The 17,648-nt window shown below is 51.7% G+C and carries 19 protein-coding genes and 1 tRNA gene; 6 read left to right on the top strand and 14 right to left on the bottom strand.

The features are described from left to right. Positions 1-86: 86 nt before the first annotated feature. The 11 genes from D3P07_RS26120 to D3P07_RS26170 form a co-directional block, all read right to left on the bottom strand. A complete protein-coding gene (locus tag D3P07_RS26120) occupies positions 87-1,349 on the bottom strand; it encodes an ABC transporter permease (protein WP_119803878.1) in 1,263 nt (420 codons plus the stop codon). 13 nt (positions 1,350-1,362) lie between these two features. After that, a complete protein-coding gene (locus D3P07_RS26125; RefSeq protein WP_119803880.1) occupies positions 1,363-2,100 on the bottom strand; it encodes an ABC transporter ATP-binding protein in 738 nt (245 codons plus the stop codon). A 110-nt stretch (positions 2,101-2,210) separates the two neighbouring features. Next, on the bottom strand, positions 2,211-2,447 hold the full coding sequence (gene secG, locus D3P07_RS26130) for a preprotein translocase subunit SecG (RefSeq protein ID WP_119803882.1): 237 nt from the start codon (positions 2,445-2,447) through the stop codon (positions 2,211-2,213). A 96-nt stretch (positions 2,448-2,543) separates the two neighbouring features. After that, complete coding sequence (locus D3P07_RS26135; protein WP_182914519.1) at positions 2,544-3,311, bottom strand: sugar phosphate isomerase/epimerase family protein; 768 nt, start codon at positions 3,309-3,311, stop codon at positions 2,544-2,546. A gap of 128 nt (positions 3,312-3,439) precedes the next feature. Then, entirely contained in the window at positions 3,440-4,132 is a 693-nt protein-coding gene (locus D3P07_RS26140; protein WP_119803886.1) for a copper homeostasis protein CutC, read from the bottom strand. A gap of 367 nt (positions 4,133-4,499) precedes the next feature. After that, positions 4,500-5,792: a phosphopyruvate hydratase gene (eno, locus tag D3P07_RS26145; protein WP_119803888.1), complete on the bottom strand. Its 1,293-nt coding sequence runs from the start codon at positions 5,790-5,792 to the stop codon at positions 4,500-4,502. A gap of 64 nt (positions 5,793-5,856) precedes the next feature. Continuing rightward, a complete protein-coding gene (gene gpmI, locus D3P07_RS26150) occupies positions 5,857-7,395 on the bottom strand; it encodes a 2,3-bisphosphoglycerate-independent phosphoglycerate mutase (protein WP_119803890.1) in 1,539 nt (512 codons plus the stop codon). 1 nt (position 7,396) lies between these two features. Then, on the bottom strand, positions 7,397-8,152 hold the full coding sequence (gene tpiA, locus D3P07_RS26155) for a triose-phosphate isomerase (RefSeq protein ID WP_119803892.1): 756 nt from the start codon (positions 8,150-8,152) through the stop codon (positions 7,397-7,399). A gap of 33 nt (positions 8,153-8,185) precedes the next feature. Beyond that, positions 8,186-9,370 carry a phosphoglycerate kinase gene (locus D3P07_RS26160; RefSeq protein WP_119803895.1) on the bottom strand — a complete coding sequence of 395 codons (1,185 nt, stop codon included), beginning with the start codon at positions 9,368-9,370 and terminating at the stop codon, positions 8,186-8,188. Between the two features lie 182 nt (positions 9,371-9,552). After that, positions 9,553-10,557, bottom strand: coding sequence for a type I glyceraldehyde-3-phosphate dehydrogenase (gene gap, locus D3P07_RS26165; RefSeq protein WP_119803897.1), 1,005 nt, complete (start codon positions 10,555-10,557; stop codon positions 9,553-9,555). 109 nt (positions 10,558-10,666) lie between these two features. Beyond that, positions 10,667-11,719, bottom strand: coding sequence for a sugar-binding transcriptional regulator (locus tag D3P07_RS26170; RefSeq protein WP_119803899.1), 1,053 nt, complete (start codon positions 11,717-11,719; stop codon positions 10,667-10,669). 247 nt (positions 11,720-11,966) lie between these two features. On the opposite strand from D3P07_RS26170, the gene D3P07_RS26175 reads away from it, so the two are divergent. Both D3P07_RS26175 and D3P07_RS26180 read left to right on the top strand, forming a co-directional pair. Then, positions 11,967-12,041 (top strand) — tRNA-Arg (locus D3P07_RS26175). Between the two features lie 163 nt (positions 12,042-12,204). Continuing rightward, the gene (locus tag D3P07_RS26180) at positions 12,205-12,498 is read left to right on the top strand and encodes a hypothetical protein (RefSeq protein ID WP_147384575.1); all 294 of its coding nucleotides are present in this window, start codon (positions 12,205-12,207) and stop codon (positions 12,496-12,498) included. A gap of 53 nt (positions 12,499-12,551) precedes the next feature. Here the strand turns inward: D3P07_RS26180 and D3P07_RS26185 are convergent, their stop codons facing one another. Together D3P07_RS26185 and D3P07_RS26190 are read right to left on the bottom strand one after the other, a co-directional pair. Further along, the gene (locus D3P07_RS26185) at positions 12,552-13,391 is read right to left on the bottom strand and encodes a hypothetical protein (protein ID WP_259391694.1); all 840 of its coding nucleotides are present in this window, start codon (positions 13,389-13,391) and stop codon (positions 12,552-12,554) included. Positions 13,392-13,496: 105 nt separating this feature from the next. Beyond that, positions 13,497-13,865 carry a hypothetical protein gene (locus tag D3P07_RS26190; protein WP_119803903.1) on the bottom strand — a complete coding sequence of 123 codons (369 nt, stop codon included), beginning with the start codon at positions 13,863-13,865 and terminating at the stop codon, positions 13,497-13,499. A gap of 203 nt (positions 13,866-14,068) precedes the next feature. Between D3P07_RS26190 and D3P07_RS26195 the strand changes: the two genes are divergently transcribed. After that, a complete protein-coding gene (locus D3P07_RS26195; RefSeq protein ID WP_119803905.1) occupies positions 14,069-14,266 on the top strand; it encodes a hypothetical protein in 198 nt (65 codons plus the stop codon). A 126-nt stretch (positions 14,267-14,392) separates the two neighbouring features. Beyond that, complete coding sequence (gene clpP, locus D3P07_RS26200; RefSeq protein WP_119803907.1) at positions 14,393-14,974, top strand: ATP-dependent Clp endopeptidase proteolytic subunit ClpP; 582 nt, start codon at positions 14,393-14,395, stop codon at positions 14,972-14,974. A gap of 113 nt (positions 14,975-15,087) precedes the next feature. On the opposite strand, the gene D3P07_RS26205 is transcribed toward clpP, so the two are convergent. Beyond that, positions 15,088-15,393, bottom strand: coding sequence for a hypothetical protein (locus D3P07_RS26205; protein WP_147384576.1), 306 nt, complete (start codon positions 15,391-15,393; stop codon positions 15,088-15,090). 486 nt (positions 15,394-15,879) lie between these two features. Here D3P07_RS26205 and D3P07_RS26210 point away from each other — a divergent pair, with 486 nt between their 5' ends. Both D3P07_RS26210 and D3P07_RS26215 read left to right on the top strand, forming a co-directional pair. Beyond that, complete coding sequence (locus D3P07_RS26210) at positions 15,880-16,659, top strand: formate/nitrite transporter family protein (RefSeq protein ID WP_119803911.1); 780 nt, start codon at positions 15,880-15,882, stop codon at positions 16,657-16,659. A gap of 15 nt (positions 16,660-16,674) precedes the next feature. Beyond that, a complete protein-coding gene (locus D3P07_RS26215) occupies positions 16,675-17,589 on the top strand; it encodes an L-lactate dehydrogenase (protein WP_119803913.1) in 915 nt (304 codons plus the stop codon). Positions 17,590-17,648: the final 59 nt, after the last annotated feature.

Here is a 17,648-nt window from a genome sequence, read left to right on the forward strand (position 1 = left end):
GATAGATTATCATATACCATGTAGTATACACGAAATGGCTTCGGCACATCCCCATTTGCGAAAAAAACGAAAACCCGCCGCTTCCGTCAGATGTCATTAACCTCTGTGCCCGCAGCCTTGTGACTCGGTCTTCTCCAATCTCTTGCATGAAATGCCCACCATATCGCTACGCACACGAAGATCGAAGGCACGACCCCCCACAATCCGGCCAGGCGGAACCCAGCGACAGCCGACCAGACCGTCATATGCGGAAGCAGCAGCCAAAATCGTGATATCCGCACACCTTTGCCGAGATCCGCTGAATCCCATGGAAATTGCGCAATAAACTCCTCTGTTCTCCACTGCTCCCATTGCATGCGAAGCCATGGTACGATTAGGAACAGAAATCCTCCGATTAGAGCATAAGTCGCGGATGGCGGCACCAATACGATAGCTCCCGTAGTTACAGACAAAAAGCCAATCCCTATCCGCAATGTGGACATCGATCTCACAAAGGTGATGATGCGCAGCTCAGCGAGGATCGTACCGGTATCGGACTTCTTGAATAAGCGCCGGGACTGGCGCATGAACAGCGGCTGCTTCAGCTTCATCGCCGGCTTGCGTTCGATCACTTGGCTCATGAGGAGCTCTGTCGAAGACATGCGCGCCGATCGTTCATTTTTCACTTCCGTCTCAAAATGAAACGGCCTGCGAAGGCAAACATACAGGACGATCAGAACCAGGAGAGCAGCTCCTGCCAATGTCAGTCCGACTACGATCGTAGGATTAGCCAGCGATAGCATCGGATATAAATATGCCCCTGCCCCCACGAGCAGAACAATTGTCTCCACGCCTACCTGGCGCCACCTACGGAACCTCCCATTCAGCAAATGAAGCGTCATTGACATCAACATCGCGAACAGCAAGGAGTAAAGGTAAGCTGCTCCGATCTCTTGTAACGAGATCTGCTCCACACGCAAGAGAAATGGCAGTAATACTGCGAATGGCAATATTAGCACCAGCGCTTGCATCAGGAATGAATAGATCATGCCGTAACGCTTCAGCAACGTAAGCCAGCGGGGCTGCTGAAGCAGGAATAACCGGTCCGCTTCATCGACAAAGATTCGAATGCGTCCTCCGAACGCGATAATAAGAAATAGCATGATCGAAAAAAGCAGCAACCATGGGACCTGATTAGCCCATTCCGGCATATCCAGCCATATTTCCCGATACATTCCTCCGAATAGGACAAGACCGGGTACTAATATATAAACCCAAACGCTCCAATCGAAAACGCTGTTCCACGCGCGAGCCTGCTCCTTCACATTACGCTTCAGCCGGTAGAAGAACAGCTGTGATGGTGTCATCATCGCTTATTCCTCCTTATGTCAACGCCATGAAGCAATCGGACAACGCCGCATTCTCCGCGCATCCCGCATTCAATCTGACCTGCTCCAGCGTCCCCTGCGCAACAACCGAACCTTGATTAATAAGGACGAAGCTCCGGCAAATCTTCTCGGCAGTGTCCAAAACATGAGTGGACATCAGGACGCCTGCGCCCCTTTCAAGCTCACCCTGCAGCAAGCTCAGAAAGTCGCTGGTCGCCCGCGGGTCCAGTCCCACGAACGGCTCGTCCACAATATAAATATCCGGCTCCAGCAGGAACGCGATGATAAGCATCAGCTTTTGTTGCATGCCCTTGGAGAATTGCATCGGATAATGGTGCTTCTGCTCCGTCAGCCTGAACTGCTGAAGCAATTGATCCGCCTTGCTCTCGAATTGGCTCTCTGTAATGCCGAAGACCGACGCTGCCAATCTCAGATGCTCCCATAGCGTAAAGTATTCATAATAAACCGGCTGCTCCGGCACATAGGCATATCGCTTATGTTGGCCACCGATTTCCACTTTCCCCGTTACATTCGGCATCAGTCCCATAATCGTTTTGACCGTCGTACTTTTCCCTGCGCCGTTAGGACCGATTAAGCCCATCAGCTCGCCGGGGCCAACCTGAAGGTTAATATCCCGAATGATTGCCTTATTCTCTTCATATCCCGCTTTCTGAATAGCCGCCCGCAGCACATACGCTGTCTCTTTCTCTCTAACTTCCCGCTCCTGCCCCATTTCATCACCCTCCATTCTTCTCTATTCTACGAAACTCCCTGATTATGGTATCACAAAAAGAAATCAAAAAAAGACGAGGATAAGGTTCCTCGTCTCTCGTTAGTTCATCATTATTTTTGCACGAAATAAGATACAATCAGCGACAATAAGAAGAATCCAATTGCCAACGCTACCGTCAGACGCTGCAGGAACAGGTCCAAGCCACGGGCCTTCTGCTTACCGAACAAATGCTCTGCGCCGCCGCTAATCGCACCGGACAAACCAGCGCTCTTGCCTTTCTGCAACAATACGACTGCAATCAATCCGATAGAGAATAATACAAGCAGGATCTTCAATGTAATTTCCATTCCATCCACCTCCAGCGTAGCCGCTCATAAAACACATAAGGTTATTGTACCATAGCTGCACAGGATTGACAATAGTACATGCCCTTAAGAGAGGCGTTATGCGTAGCCCAGTTTTTTCAAATAGAGTATATTCGCCATCGCGCTATCCAGCGAGGTAGTCAGGAAGTCCTCCTGCTCCACGAACATATACTCCACATCGGCCTTCTCAATCTCTTGCAGCAGCCGCTCTACTCCAACAACGCCTTTTCCCAGCTCGGTGTCCTTGCGTCCGGTTTTGAAATCACGAATATGCACTAAAGGCGTCCGGGCCTTATGTTTCTTTAAATAGTCCACCGGGTCATGCCCCGCCATGTAGATCCAGCCGAGATCCAGCTCGGCAACCATCAATTCCTCGGGCACCAGCTCCAATAAGCGGTCGAATGCAGGCCTGCCGTCCACCAGCTTCATTTCATAATCATGATTATGCAGAGCCAGCTTCATACCCGCTGCCTTCGTCTGTTCCCCGCAGCGTATGAGCACATCCGCCAAAAAATGCATGTCTTCCATTGTGGGCTGCTCATGCATTGGCACCCATGGCACGATGATATAAGATACGCCGATCCCGGCGGCAATCTCGATGTCCCTGGCGAAATCCCGGCCCAGCTTCGCCAGCGTCTTGAAGTTAAGCGATACCAGCATGGAGGGGATGGCCAAGTCCAGTTCATCCGCTCTTCTCTTCAATTGGTTGGGAGGCGCATTGAAGTAACCGATCGACTCAATGGCTTTATAGCCCATCTCGGCCACCTTCTCGAGCGTCTCCAGAATATCGCGCTCTGCCTCATCTCTTAATGAATACATCTGTATTCCCGCAATTGGCTTGCTCATACTTCCTCCTAGTCCCTGACGTACATAACTCCGTGTTATTCTCTCGTTCATTATGCACATGGATGACAGCAGGAATACTTGATTACTGCTCTAAGCTTATCCCAGCCTGATACTGAGCATCCAATGAATTAAGGATGATCGTGCAACAAGCGGCGAATTTCCGTTATGCTAGAAGGAAGCAGCTCCTCCATAAAGCTGCCGTTTCGCCTTACTCCTGATCCGATGTGAATCTCATGGACTCTCGTCTTGCCGACGAACTCACCTACATTGCCCGCATGAAGTCCGTAGCCGCCCAAAATGGATATGCCCAGCCGGTCGCCTGCCTCCCGGAGAGCCCGAATTCGCTCTGCGGACTGCGGAGCAGGCTTCAATCCGCCCGCCGTCAGTACACGGCTAATGGACGGATAGTCGGCGAGCTGCCGCAATGCCGTTAGTTGATCCTCAATCTCGTCGAATGCACGATGGAACGTTACATCGAGACCTTCCGCAGCTCGCAGAGCACGTTCAAGCAATGCTCTGTCCAGCTCTCCGGAAGGAGTCAGCATCCCGATGACGATGCCCGTTGCTCCAGTTTCCTTAATCGCTTCGATATCTCGCAGCATAATGTTCATGTCTGATTCACTGTAACAGTAAGACTGGCTATGAGGCCTAACCATCACTTGAACAGGAAGCGTAGAAGCATTTACTGCCGCTTCCACCAAACCAAGGCTGGGTGTTAATCCGCCTTCCACGATCCCGGTTACCAATTCGATCCGGTCCGCTCCTCCCTCGGCTGCAGCTTCGACATCCTCCGTACGAATGGCAATCACTTCAATCAGCATGTTCCATTCCTCCTCTAACATCCTTATCCGTTTATTCTAGCGAAAAGACAATGTGCACGCCTCACATCATGACTCATCATTCAATCTATTCGAGCCTACCTCATGAACAAGCAAAAAGGAAGTCCCGCAAGTCTGCCGCATAATCAACACAACTTCAAATGATGTTCAGGAGGAGATATCCATTGGGCGAAGATCAAGCCCCTAACCGGCGTATAGCACAATATCGATTCGTTGAAACAAACAATGGATACCGAACACGTCTCAACAAATGAATAGCGCCATACGCGATTTTCACCAAGCAAAAAGAGAGCATATCCCTGAGGGACATGCTCTCTTATTATTTCACAAGCAGCGGACCTGCCTGTTCTTATTTGAAGTTTTTCAGGTTGTAGAATGCTGCTTTGCCGCCGTATTGAGCAGTGGAGCCCAGTTGGTCCTCGATGCGGAGCAATTGGTTGTACTTCGCTACGCGGTCCGTACGGGAAGGTGCGCCTGTTTTGATTTGGCCAGCGTTCGTCGCAACTGCGATGTCAGCGATTGTGCTGTCTTCGCTTTCGCCGGAACGGTGGGAGATAACCGCTGTGTAACCAGCGCGTTTCGCCATCTCGATTGCGTCGAATGTTTCAGTAAGCGTACCGATTTGGTTAACTTTAACCAGAATGGAGTTGCCTACGCCTTTCTCGATGCCATCGGACAGACGCTCTGTGTTCGTTACGAACAGGTCGTCGCCAACCAATTGGACTTTGCTGCCCAGCTTCTCAGTGAGAAGCTTCCAGCCATCCCAATCGTCTTCGGAGCAACCGTCTTCGATCGATACGATCGGATACTTCTCAACCCACGAAGCAAGCAGGTCAACGAACTCAGCAGGCGTAAAGGATTTGCCTTCGCCAGCCAGTACGTATTTGCCGTCTTTAAAGAACTCAGTGGAAGCAACGTCCATACCCAGGAATACGTCAACGCCTGGCTTGTAGCCTGCGCGCTCGATTGCGGAGATGATTGTCGTGATTGCTTCTTCGTTGGAGCCAAGGTTCGGAGCGAATCCGCCTTCGTCGCCAACAGCTGTGTTTAGGCCTTTGTCATGCAATACCGCTTTCAGGTTGTGGAAGATCTCTGCGCCGATGCGAAGAGCTTCTTTGAAGTCGGAAGCGCCTACTGGCAGTACCATGAACTCTTGTACGTCGATGTTGTTGTCTGCATGCTCGCCGCCGTTGATGATGTTCATCATTGGAACTGGCAGCGTCTTCGCGTTGAAGCCGCCCAGGTACGTGTACAAAGGAACATCCAGAGCGTCAGCCGCTGCGCGGGCAACAGCCATGGATACAGCCAGGATTGCGTTAGCGCCCAGCTTCGCTTTGTTAGGCGTGCCGTCAAGCTGGATCATTTTGCGGTCGATGGCTACTTGATCAAGCGCGTCAAGACCGATGATCTCAGGAGCGATAATCGTGTTTACGTTTTCTACCGCTTTAACAACGCCTTTGCCCAGGTAACGGGATTTGTCGCCGTCGCGAAGCTCTACCGCCTCGTATGCGCCAGTGGACGCACCGGATGGAACGATAGCGCGGCCTTTGCCGCCGGACTCAAGAGCTACTTCTACTTCTACAGTTGGATTCCCGCGGGAATCCAGCACTTCGCGTGCATATACATCAACGATAATGGACATTTGAATGAACACTCCTTTTCTATAGTTCGCTTAATCAATATTGCTTCATTCCACTAGTCTACTATTATTGGCCAAGCAATGTCGAGCCTGTCATCTCAGCCGGCTTTGCCAGACCAAGCAGATCCAGCATCGTCGGCGCGATATCTGCCAGGATGCCGCCATCGCGCAGCGCTGCGCCTTCTCTCGTTACGATCAAAGGCACCGGATTGGTCGTATGCGCCGTATGTGGACGGCCATTCTCGTCGAATACCATATCCGCATTGCCATGGTCCGCCGTAATGATGCAGACGCCGCCTTTGGCGAGCACCGCTTCTACGACTTTGCCCAGACACTCATCCGTTGCTTCTACCGCCTTGATTGTCGGCTCCAGCATGCCGGAGTGACCAACCATATCCGGGTTGGCGAAGTTCAGAATGATCGCATCATGCTTATCCGCTTCAATCTCGCGTACCGTGGACTCCGCCAGCTCGTAAGCGCTCATCTCCGGCTGAAGATCGTAAGTGGCAACCTTCGGCGAGTTGATCAGAACGCGCGTCTCGCCCGGAAGCTCCTTATCACGGCCGCCGCTGAAGAAGAACGTCACATGCGGGTACTTCTCTGTCTCCGCTGTACGAAGCTGCGTCTTGCCGTTCTGGGCAAGCACTTCACCCAGCGTATTGTCGAGATTCTTCGGCGAGTAAGCGACATAGCCGCCCACCGTCTCGCTGAACAATGTCAGGCAGACGAAGTGCAAGCCTACCGGATGATTCGCGCCGCGGTCGAAGCCGCGGAAGTCGTCATTCGTGAATACTTGCGACAGCTGGATGGCACGGTCCGGACGGAAGTTGAAGAACACAACTGCGTCCTCGGACTCCACCAGTCCTACCGGCTTGCCGTCTCCGCCTACGATTACCGTCGGCATAACGAACTCATCATATACGGATTTCTCATACGATTCAACTACCGCTTGCACAGGGTCTACGTATTGAGGTCCATCGCCGTACACCATCGCACGGTAGGACTTCTCCGTACGCTCCCAGCGCTTGTCGCGGTCCATTGCATAGTAACGGCCTTGAACCGTTGCGATGCGGCCTACGCCAAGTTCTTCGATCTTCGCTTGAAGCTGCTCGACATAACCCCTCGCGCTATCCGGCGATACGTCGCGGCCGTCCAGGAAAGCGTGGATGTAGACGTCCGTCAAGCCTTCCTTCTTCGCCAGCTCCAGCAGCGCGAACAAGTGAGCGATATGGCTATGAACGCCGCCGTCGGACAATAGCCCGTACAGGTGAAGCTTCTTGCCTCTCGACTTCACATGATGAATGGCAGCCAGTAGTGTCTCGTTGTCGAAGAATTCACCGTCGCGGATCGACTTGCTGATGCGAGTCAGATCCTGATACACGATGCGGCCAGCGCCGATGTTCAGATGGCCGACTTCGGAGTTGCCCATCTGGCCCTCCGGCAAGCCAACGGCTTCGCCGGATGCCGTCAATGTCGTATTCGGGTATTGCGCCATGTAACGGTCGTAGTTCGGCTTGTTCGCCTGCGCAACCGCATTGCCCGTCACGTCATCGCGAAGGCCGAATCCGTCCAAAATAATAAGTGCTACCGGTTTGCGGGAGGCCATATTACTTGGCCCCCTCGATCAGAGCGATGTAGGAAGCAGGCTCAAGGCTCGCTCCGCCTACCAGCGCGCCGTCGATATCTGCTTGGCCCAGGTACTCCGATACGTTGTTCGGCTTCACGCTGCCGCCGTATTGAATGCGAACCTTCGCTGCAACAGCCTCATCGTATAGACCTGCGATCACGCCGCGGATGTAGCCGATCACGTCTTGCGCATCCTCGGAAGTAGAGGATTTGCCCGTGCCGATTGCCCAGATTGGCTCGTAAGCGACAACCACTTCAGCCGCTTGCACAGCCGACAGGCCCTGGAATGCAGCCTCAGTCTGCACTTTGCATACTTCTTTTGTTGCGCCGGATTCACGCTCTTCCAGCTTCTCGCCTACGCATACGATTGGCGTCAAGCCGTGCTTGAATGCCGCAACCGTCTTCTTGTTCACGATTTCGTCGCTCTCCGCGAAGTAAGCGCGGCGCTCCGAGTGACCGATAATGACATATTTCACGCCAAGATCCTTCAGCATAAGGCCGCTGATCTCTCCTGTGTAAGCGCCGTTGTCCTCGAAGTGAACGTTTTGCGCGCCAATAGCGATTGTGGTGCCTTTAGCCGCTTCTACCAGTGCAGGAAGCGCTGTGAAAGGTGCGCAGATAACGCTCTCTACGCCTGCAACTTCCGCTTTGCCCTTTACTTCAGCGAAAAATGCCGTTGCTTCGGATACCGTTTTGAACATTTTCCAGTTACCTGCGATAATCGGTGTTCTGCTCATAGGATGACCTCCCGTTTCTATCGTAACTAATTTTTACTTGTCGTTCAGTGCTACTACACCTGGAAGGACTTTGCCTTCCATGAACTCTAGGGATGCACCGCCGCCAGTAGAGATGAAGTTCATTTGGTCAGCAAGACCAAACTTCTCTGCAGCCGCAGCAGAGTCGCCGCCGCCGATGACCGTGTAAGCCGAAGTCTCAGCAGTCGCTTGCGCTACTGCGCGCGTGCCGTGGGAGAATGGCTCGATTTCGAATACGCCCATTGGTCCGTTCCATACAACCAGCTTGGAGTTTTTGATCACGTCTGCATAAAGCTCACGTGTCTTAGGACCGATGTCGATGCCTTCCCATTCAGCCGGAATGCCGTTAACGTCCACGATTTGCGTGTTCGCGTCTGCGCTGAAGTCGTCCGTTACGACGATATCAACCGGAATGTAGAAGTTTTTGCCCAATTTCTTAGCCTTCTCGATGAACTCAAGCGCCAGATCAAGCTTGCTGTTGTCCACCAGGGATTTGCCGATTTCATGGCCTTGCGCTTTGAAGAATGTATAAGACAAGCCGCCGCCGATGATGATGTTGTCAGCGATCTCCAGCATTTTGTCGATAACTGCGATTTTGTCCTTAACCTTGGAACCGCCAACGATCGCCGTGAACGGGCGCTCAGGATTGTTCAGCGCTTTGCCTAGCACTTCAAGCTCTCTCTCCATCAGCAAGCCGGATACAGCCGGAAGAATGTGAGCGATGCCTTCAGTGGAAGCGTGAGCGCGGTGAGCGGCGCCGAAAGCGTCGTTAACGAACAGGTCAGCCAGCTTGGCAAAAGACTTCGCTAGCTCCGGATCGTTTTTCTCTTCGCCCGGGTAGAAACGTACGTTTTCGAGCAGCAGAACGTCGCCGTTCTCCATTGCAGCGACTTGAGCTTCTACGGCTTCGCCGATGGCTTCGTTCGCTTTCGTTACCGGCTTGCCCAGCAGTTCCGACAGGCGCACTGCCGAAGCTGTGTGGCGAAGCTCTTCTACGACTTGTCCGTTCGGACGGCCCAAGTGGCTCGCCAGAATCACTTTTGCGCCTTTTTCGATCAAAAAGTTAATCGTTGGAAGCGTCTCGCGAATACGCTTGTCATCCGTAATCTTGCCGTCTTCGAGCGGCACGTTGAAGTCAACGCGGACGAATACGCGCTTGCCTGCCAATTCTGCTACGTCACGTACACTCTTCTTGTTCATGGTTGAAATCCTCCCCAATAGTAGTTTCTGCCGGCTTATCGGCTCATATCTATCTCTATAAAGCAAAAGGCGTCCCTTCACCCTTAAAGGAAGGAACGCCCATAGGTCTGGCCCTGCGAGGGCGCAAACCAAGGGCCGAAGCTCTTACACGTAAGGAGCCGCGGCCCATCAGCTTTCTTTCCTTACAGACCTTTGCTTGCGATATAAGCAGCAAGATCAACTACGCGGTTGGAGTAGCCCCACTCGTTGTCATACCAGGAAATAACTTTAACCATATTGCCTTCCACTACCATAGTCGACAAAGCGTCGATTGTGGAGGAAGCTGGGTCGCCGTTGTAGTCGCTGGATACCAGCGGCAATTCGTTGTAGTTCAAGATGCCTTTCAAAGCACCTTCGGAAGCTTCTTTGAATGCTGCGTTAACTTCTTCAACGGTTACGTTAACTTTCAGCTCAGCAACCAGGTCCGTTACGGATACGTTAGGCGTAGGAACGCGCATAGCCATACCGTTCAACTTGCCTTTCAGCTCAGGCAGTACCAGCGAAACAGCTTTCGCAGCGCCTGTGGAGGAAGGAATGATGTTCTCTGCAGCAGCGCGAGCACGGCGCAGGTCTTTGTGCGGTACGTCAAGTACGGATTGGTCGTTTGTGTACGAGTGAATCGTTGTCATCATACCTTTAACGATACCGAATTTATCGTTCAACACTTTAGCGAATGGAGCAAGACAGTTGGTTGTGCAAGAAGCGTTGGAAATGATAGTGTGAGCAGCTGCATCGTATTGATCTTCGTTAACGCCGATAACCACAGTGATGTCTTCGTTCGTTGCAGGAGCGGAGATGATAACTTTTTTAGCGCCGCCTTGCAGGTGAAGCTCAGCTTTTTCTTTCGCTGTGAAGATACCAGTGGACTCAACTACGATCTCAGCGCCTACGGAACCCCAAGGCAGATCAGCAGGGTTGCGCTCAGCGAATACTTTGATTTCTTTGCCGTTTACAACCAAAGCGCCTTCTTTTGCTTCAACAGTAGCGTCAAGAACGCCATGAGTTGTATCGTATTTCAACAGGTGAGCCAGCGTGTTAACGTCTGTCAGGTCGTTGACTGCTACGATTTCCACCTCAGAATTGTTCAGCGCTGCACGGAATACGTTACGGCCGATACGTCCAAAACCATTGATACCAACTTTAACCATTGTTTGTTCCTCCTAAGCGTTTTTGGATTGCTATAAAATATATTTCAAGACGTGTCCCGGCGGCTGCTATTGCAGGCCGTTCCTCGTCATGATGCCTTTCTTACCTATTTCACAAGTCCTTGTCCCGCGGCTGGCTCTCTTCCAGAAGACTGACCATCTCCAGCGCCGCAGCTTCATCGGTGACCAGTACGTCGTTATGGCCGAATCGCATGGCTGCCGCGATCGCCTCGCCTTTGTTCTTGCCTCCGGCAACGCCAATCACTAATTCAGTGTTTACGATATCCTCGAGCCGTAACCCTACGGTCTGCATTTGGTGAACGACGGCCCCGCTTCGGTCGAAATAAAATCCGAATGCCTCAGCCAGCGCGCCTTCCGCCTCAATCTCTGCCACAACCTCTTTGTCCAGCTTCCGCCTTCTCGCCATGATCATGGCATCCCCGATCCCATGTACGACAATGCGCGCACTGCGAATGACGTCCACAATCTCCCGGATGTTAGGCTCTTGCATGAGTGAAGCGAATGCCTCTTCACCCAGATGATCCGGCACATGCAGCAGCCGGTAATGTCCACCCGTCCGCTTCGCCATGGTCGAGGCCAGCGTATTCGCTTGATAATCCAAGCTTTCGCCAAGTCCGCCTCTTGCCGGCACAAACCAGATATCCTTCATAGCTGTCGTTGTCGTAAGCTGATTGGCTACCTGGGCAATCGTTGTGCCCCCGGTTACCGCTACGACATCCCTCGGCTTTAGCGCGGTGCGAAGCACCTGGCATGCCGCCCTTCCGAGCTCGCGCTTCGTTTGAATCGACGTCTCAGAATCGCCTTGCACGATGACAACCTGGGTTAGCCCGTATGCCCTGCGCAGTTTCTCCTCCAGTTCGGACAAGCCAAACATCGACTTATACAGAGGCTCCAGCTGCTCCAAGGCGCTGCGACCTTGCTCGCTGATCCGCATGCCCGCCGTATGTATCTCCAGCAAGCCTTGCTCCTTTAGGAAATCGGTCTCTGCCCGAAGCACTCTCTCCGTCATGTCCAGCGCGTTCGCCAGCGTACGGCGGCCGATCGTGTCCGAAAGCATAACCTGATGCAGGATCATGTACCTCTTCCGCATGACTTCCAGAAGATCCGGCACAAGCTGCTGCTGCAGTTCAATGAGCTGTCGCATCTCTTATCCTTCACTCCATCGGTCATTAGCATAATGGGGTTCAATGAATCGTTGGGACCAATTTCGTCCCGCATGTTCATTTTAAGTCCCACCTTTATTTTAACGAAAATAAGAGCAGCCTGCAAGAGTCGAATCGCATTTGAAAACGATTTCCGACACCTTTTTCACAAATTTAATTTTCCCAGCCTGCTTGCTTTAACGGTATGAATATCATATAATCATCTCTGCTACTGTTTTTTGAAGACGTGCGCCCGTGGTCCAATGGATATGACGTAGGCCTCCGGAGCCTGAGATCTAGGTTCGATTCCTAGCGGGCGCGCCACTATACGAATGAACAAGCCGCTTAGCCTATGCTGAGCGGCTTTTTTGCACGCAGCAACTAACCTGTGCATCATAACTTCCTCCGCCCTGCAACAAACCTAAGTACAATAACGTTTGTATCAACAACTATGAAATTTCCTAACTCTGTCGACATTTGGAGGGAAATGATGAAGCGGAAAAACAAGCTTTTGCTGCTGGCAGCTTTTGTTTTCGTTCTCACAATAGCGGGTATTCAATCTAAGCTCATGCCAAAAACCTTAGCATCTATTGCCGCAGCTATATATGTAAAAACTCATTACGGCGGTCAAAATTACTCATTCGCCGGGGTGGAATATGAATCTCATTTCGGCCAATATATCGTATCGTTCAAAAACCGCTCCGAACGCCTTCATTTGATGATGTACCCAAACGCCATGCCCGTCCTCGTCCAATATGATCCTCATGATACGAGCAGATAACCTCTTCACATTTCTTCCGCCATTCCTCCTGATCCCGCCCTTGCTCGCTTCTCTTATTTCTGCCAAAAATCGGGCGGTTCATAACCAATCAGCGTAAAGTCGAGTTCGTCACCCTCAGGCGTCGCCAATTGGATTAGCAGCAACTTGTCCGATTCTGCGGGGCGCAGGTCGCCCGACTTGATCGTAATGACCTGCACGCCTTTTCTCTGGGGCTTGCCAAGTACGACGATCTGATTTCCTTTCGTATAGACATCGACCACAGTTGTCTGGAAAACAACGAAATACAGATCAAGATCAGTTGGATTGTGAAACATCGGGAAGTCAACGCCCACTTGCTCCTTAAACGTCATCTCCCCCGATAGGCCAATATCATACGTTGCGAACAACCGATGATGCGCAGTGTCCACATGCGAAGAAATATTGCTCCATCTGCCGCCCCAGTATGTGCTGTGCCAATGTTCGTGATAGATGGGTCTCATATAGTCTGGATCTTTTTTGATCGTAGCAAAAGGAATTCTGACTCCTTGATCGCGAACTTTAGCTATCGGAACCGTAACGTTCGGATAATGCTTTGCGGCATTCTTCTCCTCCTCCGACTCGAGGATCGTGATCGGCTCCCTGGGCTCAAGATTATCCAACCTTCTCTCCAATTCATCGATCTTAGTGCAGCAGCTATGTGCATCCGTGCTCGGAATGACTCTCGTTGTTGATCCCTTCACCAAGCCGGTTGTCCCTATATCTGGTTCGTCCTTCCTTATTGCTTGTCTCGCGACATCGCCGATTCGATCAGCACGCCCGCTCGCTTCCACTATTCCGGTTAAGAAAGAATAGATCCCTGCGCATGCCAGCATAGCAACGAAGAGCGCCGCGACCCTTCCCATTCGACTCCGCACCCTATCACCTCCGTCATAGGTTGCGCCTAACTTGCCCGCTTTATCGGACGTATAGGCAAAAAAAGAGCATGCACCTTCGCACATGCCCTCTCCCGTATGAAGCCGCTATGAACGTCGAGACAATCTGATTTCATCATGAGCCGATTCCACCCAATCCGACCGCTCAAAATCTCTTCCTCTCACCACGACACGATCCTCATATACATTGACAAACAACCCTTGACTGCCGTCCTTATGCTGGTCCTCATCCGTCCATAGATAAGCCGTAGAGACGGCGTTCACCATCGCAGGAAGCTTGCCTACTCCGTCATAATACGTATGCCCTGCTTCCAGCTCCCAATGAGTATGACCAGAAAAAAGAATCGCCTGCGGGTAGCCCGCAAGCACTGCCCGCAGCCCGACATCCTCTTCGACGCCGTGCCACTGCTGCTCTTCATAGGAGCCCGCTACTGTGTTTTTGAGCGGCTGATGCAAGAAGATAAAGATCGGTCGTTCCGATCCAGCTTCCTCTTCCAGCTTGTTCTTCAGCCAGCGAAGCTGCTCTTCCGATAAGGAGCAATGAATCTTGAGATTCCGTTCCGTGCCCAGGAATATGAATCGATGCCCTTCAATATCATGCGCATGATAAGGCGTTCCAATCCTTCTTTACCTTTAAGCTGCAGCGGGAAATCGATGTCATGCTAGGGGCGATCCAAGCGGTGATTCCTCAGCTCAGCGAAATGATTCTTGAACTCAATACATCCGAAGAAGAGCGGAAACAATGTCTGGAGGATCTGCACAAGCTGAAGCATGCTGTCAGCTGTTACGAATGGCTGCAGCGCTTCGTCAATGATTTGCAGAACGAGGTCTACTTTACGGAGCGGACAGAAGAGTAATTATGGGCTTTGGCCTGAAAAATCAATTTCTTTGACCATCTTTGACTTTTTGATTTTAATCCGTTATGATAGGAATACGAATTTTTGATTCATGCTTTTACGTAGACGAAGGAGGACTGGTTCGAAATGAATTTTGTGCCTATGGTTATTGAGCAAAGCAATCGGGGGGAACGTTCATACGACATCTATTCCCGCCTGTTGAAGGATCGCATCATATTTCTAGGCTCTGGCGTGAATGACGTGGTAGCCAACTCCATCATCGCGCAAATGCTGTTCCTGGCGGCGGAAGACCCGGATAAGGATATTTCCCTATACATCAACAGCCCTGGCGGTTCCATTACAGCCGGTATGGCCATTTATGATACGATGCAGTACATTAAGCCGGATGTATCGACGATCTGCGTAGGTATGGCCGCGTCCATGGGCGCGTTCCTGCTGACAGCAGGCGCGAAGGGCAAGCGTTACGCGCTGCCTAACAGCGAAGTTATGATCCATCAGCCGCTTGGCGGCGCTGAAGGCCAAGCCAGCGACATCGAGATCCGCGCTCGCCGCATCCTGAAGATGCGCGACAAGCTGAACCACATCCTGGCAGAACGTTCCGGCCAGCCGCTCAGCCGCATCGAGCAGGACACCGACCGCGACTACTTCATGAGCGCAGCCGAAGCTCACGCATACGGCCTCGTGGACAAAGTCATCGAGAAGGTCTAATTATTCATAACGCATAAGAAACCTCCCTTCCACTTTTGTGGAGGGAGGTTCTTTAATTTGCCGGGCGTTACGTTTATACCCCAGAGTCTGTCTCTTACATACTACCGAAACCCTCACTTCAAATCATCAACCAGCTCACGCAACGGCTCCCCGCTGATATAGGCATACCTCAACTTAACATGATCAATAATGACGGAATTAGGTTCATCCAGCCACAGCTCATAATTCGTTACTCTCAAGCTGACACCTTTGTGCTCTAGCCAAAACGAATAGTCTGGATCACCGTTGGTCGGCAGTTCTCTGTCCTGCCATTGCAGCAGACGCAGAATGTCGTCGATTCTCTTGATTGTTTTCTGCTGCTTAATCTGACTAAAAGACGTGGGATTCGCATTCAAATCCGCAACTTTCATAACTTCCATTGGTTCGGCTGCGCATCCGGTTATCATCCATAAACAAACGATTAAAACCATTACCTTCTTCAACTGATCCAACCCTTTTCATTTATAAGTATGAACGGTTCATTCACGCTACCCTTTCTTACTACAAAGACACCCTTCATCGCCGCTATGTTGCAAACGTTATAACTGTTTCTCACAACACTATTTCCCCATTCCAGTCAATTTTCCACGATTAACGTTGCCCCACAACATTATTTCCCCATTCCAGCTAATTTTCCACGATTAACGTTGCCTCACAATGCTAATTCCCTGTTCCAGCTACTTTCCCACAATTAACGTTGCCCCACAACATTATTTCCCCATTCCAGCAGCACCTCCGCCCGCTCCTCCCATTTTTTCCTGCTCCATAGTGACCTTTATCACATCATTCCAATTCCGGCGCGTGCTATATTGGCATCACAACGACAACAGACAGATGCAACAGAGAGATAGACAGGAGGAGTACCTATGGAGATCGAAGCGTTGCTCAAGGTGGAGCAGCTTGCCTTGAAGAAGCTGCGTATATTCCGGCAAAGCCTGTGGCGTTACCTGTCACGTTCCATGCTGGCAAGCATGTTTATCGGGTTCGGCGTTATCGTCGCCTTCAAGACAGGCAGCTTCTTTTATGTCGAGCATTCTCCGCTCACCTATCCCATGGCCGCCCTCACGTTCGGCACCGCAATCATTCTGATCAGCTATGGCGGTGGCGACCTGTTCACCGGCAACACCTTCTACTACAGCTACGCCGCCCTGCGCAAAAAAATGCGCTGGAGCGATACCACTAAGCTATGGGTTCTAAGCTATGGCGGCAACATACTCGGCGCTGCGGTGTTCGCCCTCCTGATCTGGCTGACCGGACTATTCGCCGATCCGAACGTGAACGGGTTTCTGCTTGAGGTCGTGGACAAAAAGATGCATACGCCGATGGTGGAGCTATTCTTCCGGGCGATACTGTGTAACTGGCTCGTCTGCCTGGCCTTCTTCGTACCTATGGGGCTCAAAGGAGACGGCGCCAAAATGTTCGCCATGATGCTCTTCGTATTCTGCTTCTTTATCTCGGGCTACGAGCATAGCATTGCGAATATGTGTACCTTCGCGATTGCGCTAGTCCTGCAGCAGCCGGGGACAATATCGCTGGACGGCATCCTGCACAACCTGATTCCCGTCACGATCGGCAATCTGATCGGGGGAAGCGTGCTGATGGCAGCGATGTACCACTACGTAAACAAACCATTTATCGAGGAATAAAGGAGACTATCATTTATGAAAAAATCAAGAATCGTTATCATCGGTACGGGTGCCGTCGGCTCGACGACCGCTTATACGTTGCTGCTTCGCAATCGCATGGATGAGTTGGTGCTCATTGACGCCAATGCCGACAAAGCCGCAGGAGATGCGCTGGATATGAACCACGGCATGCCTTACCTCGGCGGCGCGAAGGTCTGGGCAGGCACTTATGAAGACTGCAAAACAGCCGATATTATCATCATTACGGCAGGCGCAGCGCAGAAACCGGGAGAATCGCGCATCGATCTTCTGAAAAGAAATATCGCGATCTTCGACAGCATCATTGATCAGGTGCTGCTTCATACACGCGATGCGATATTGCTTATCGCATCCAATCCGGTCGACATCATGAGCTACAGATCGTGGAAAAAATCAGGTTTGCCAGCGCATCGCGTGATCGGTTCGGGCACGCTGCTTGACAGCGCGCGCTTCCGCTATCTGATCGGACAGAAGCTGCATATCGATCCTCGCAGCGTTCATGCGCATATCATCGGGGAGCATGGCGATTCGGAGCTTCCAGTCTGGAGCCTCGCGAATGTGGCTGGAACCGAGCTGCAGCTGAGCGCGGTGGATAAGGACGAGATTTTCCTGAATACCCGTGACGCCGCGTATCAGATCATTCAAGCCAAAGGCGCTACTTATTACGCCATCGCACTGGCGCTTGACCGCATCTGTACAGCAATCCTCGACGACGAAGGTGCTGTCTTGAACGTCTCGACTCTGCTGGAGGACTACCGGGGCGTATCGGATGCTTACCTGGGCATCCCTTGCATCATCGACCGCAGCGGCGTTCGCTCGACACTGGAGCTGACCCTTACCGATCACGAGCAAGATCTCTTCACCCAATCGGCTGACAAATTGAAGAACATCCTTGCTACACTTGAGAGCTAATGATCATCCATCTTGAAAAACATTAGATTAAGCAGGCAGTCTATTTGCCTTCTCTCCAT

The sequence above is a fragment of the Paenibacillus sp. 1011MAR3C5 genome (assembly GCF_003591485.1).
GTDB lineage: Bacteria > Bacillota > Bacilli > Paenibacillales > Paenibacillaceae > Pristimantibacillus.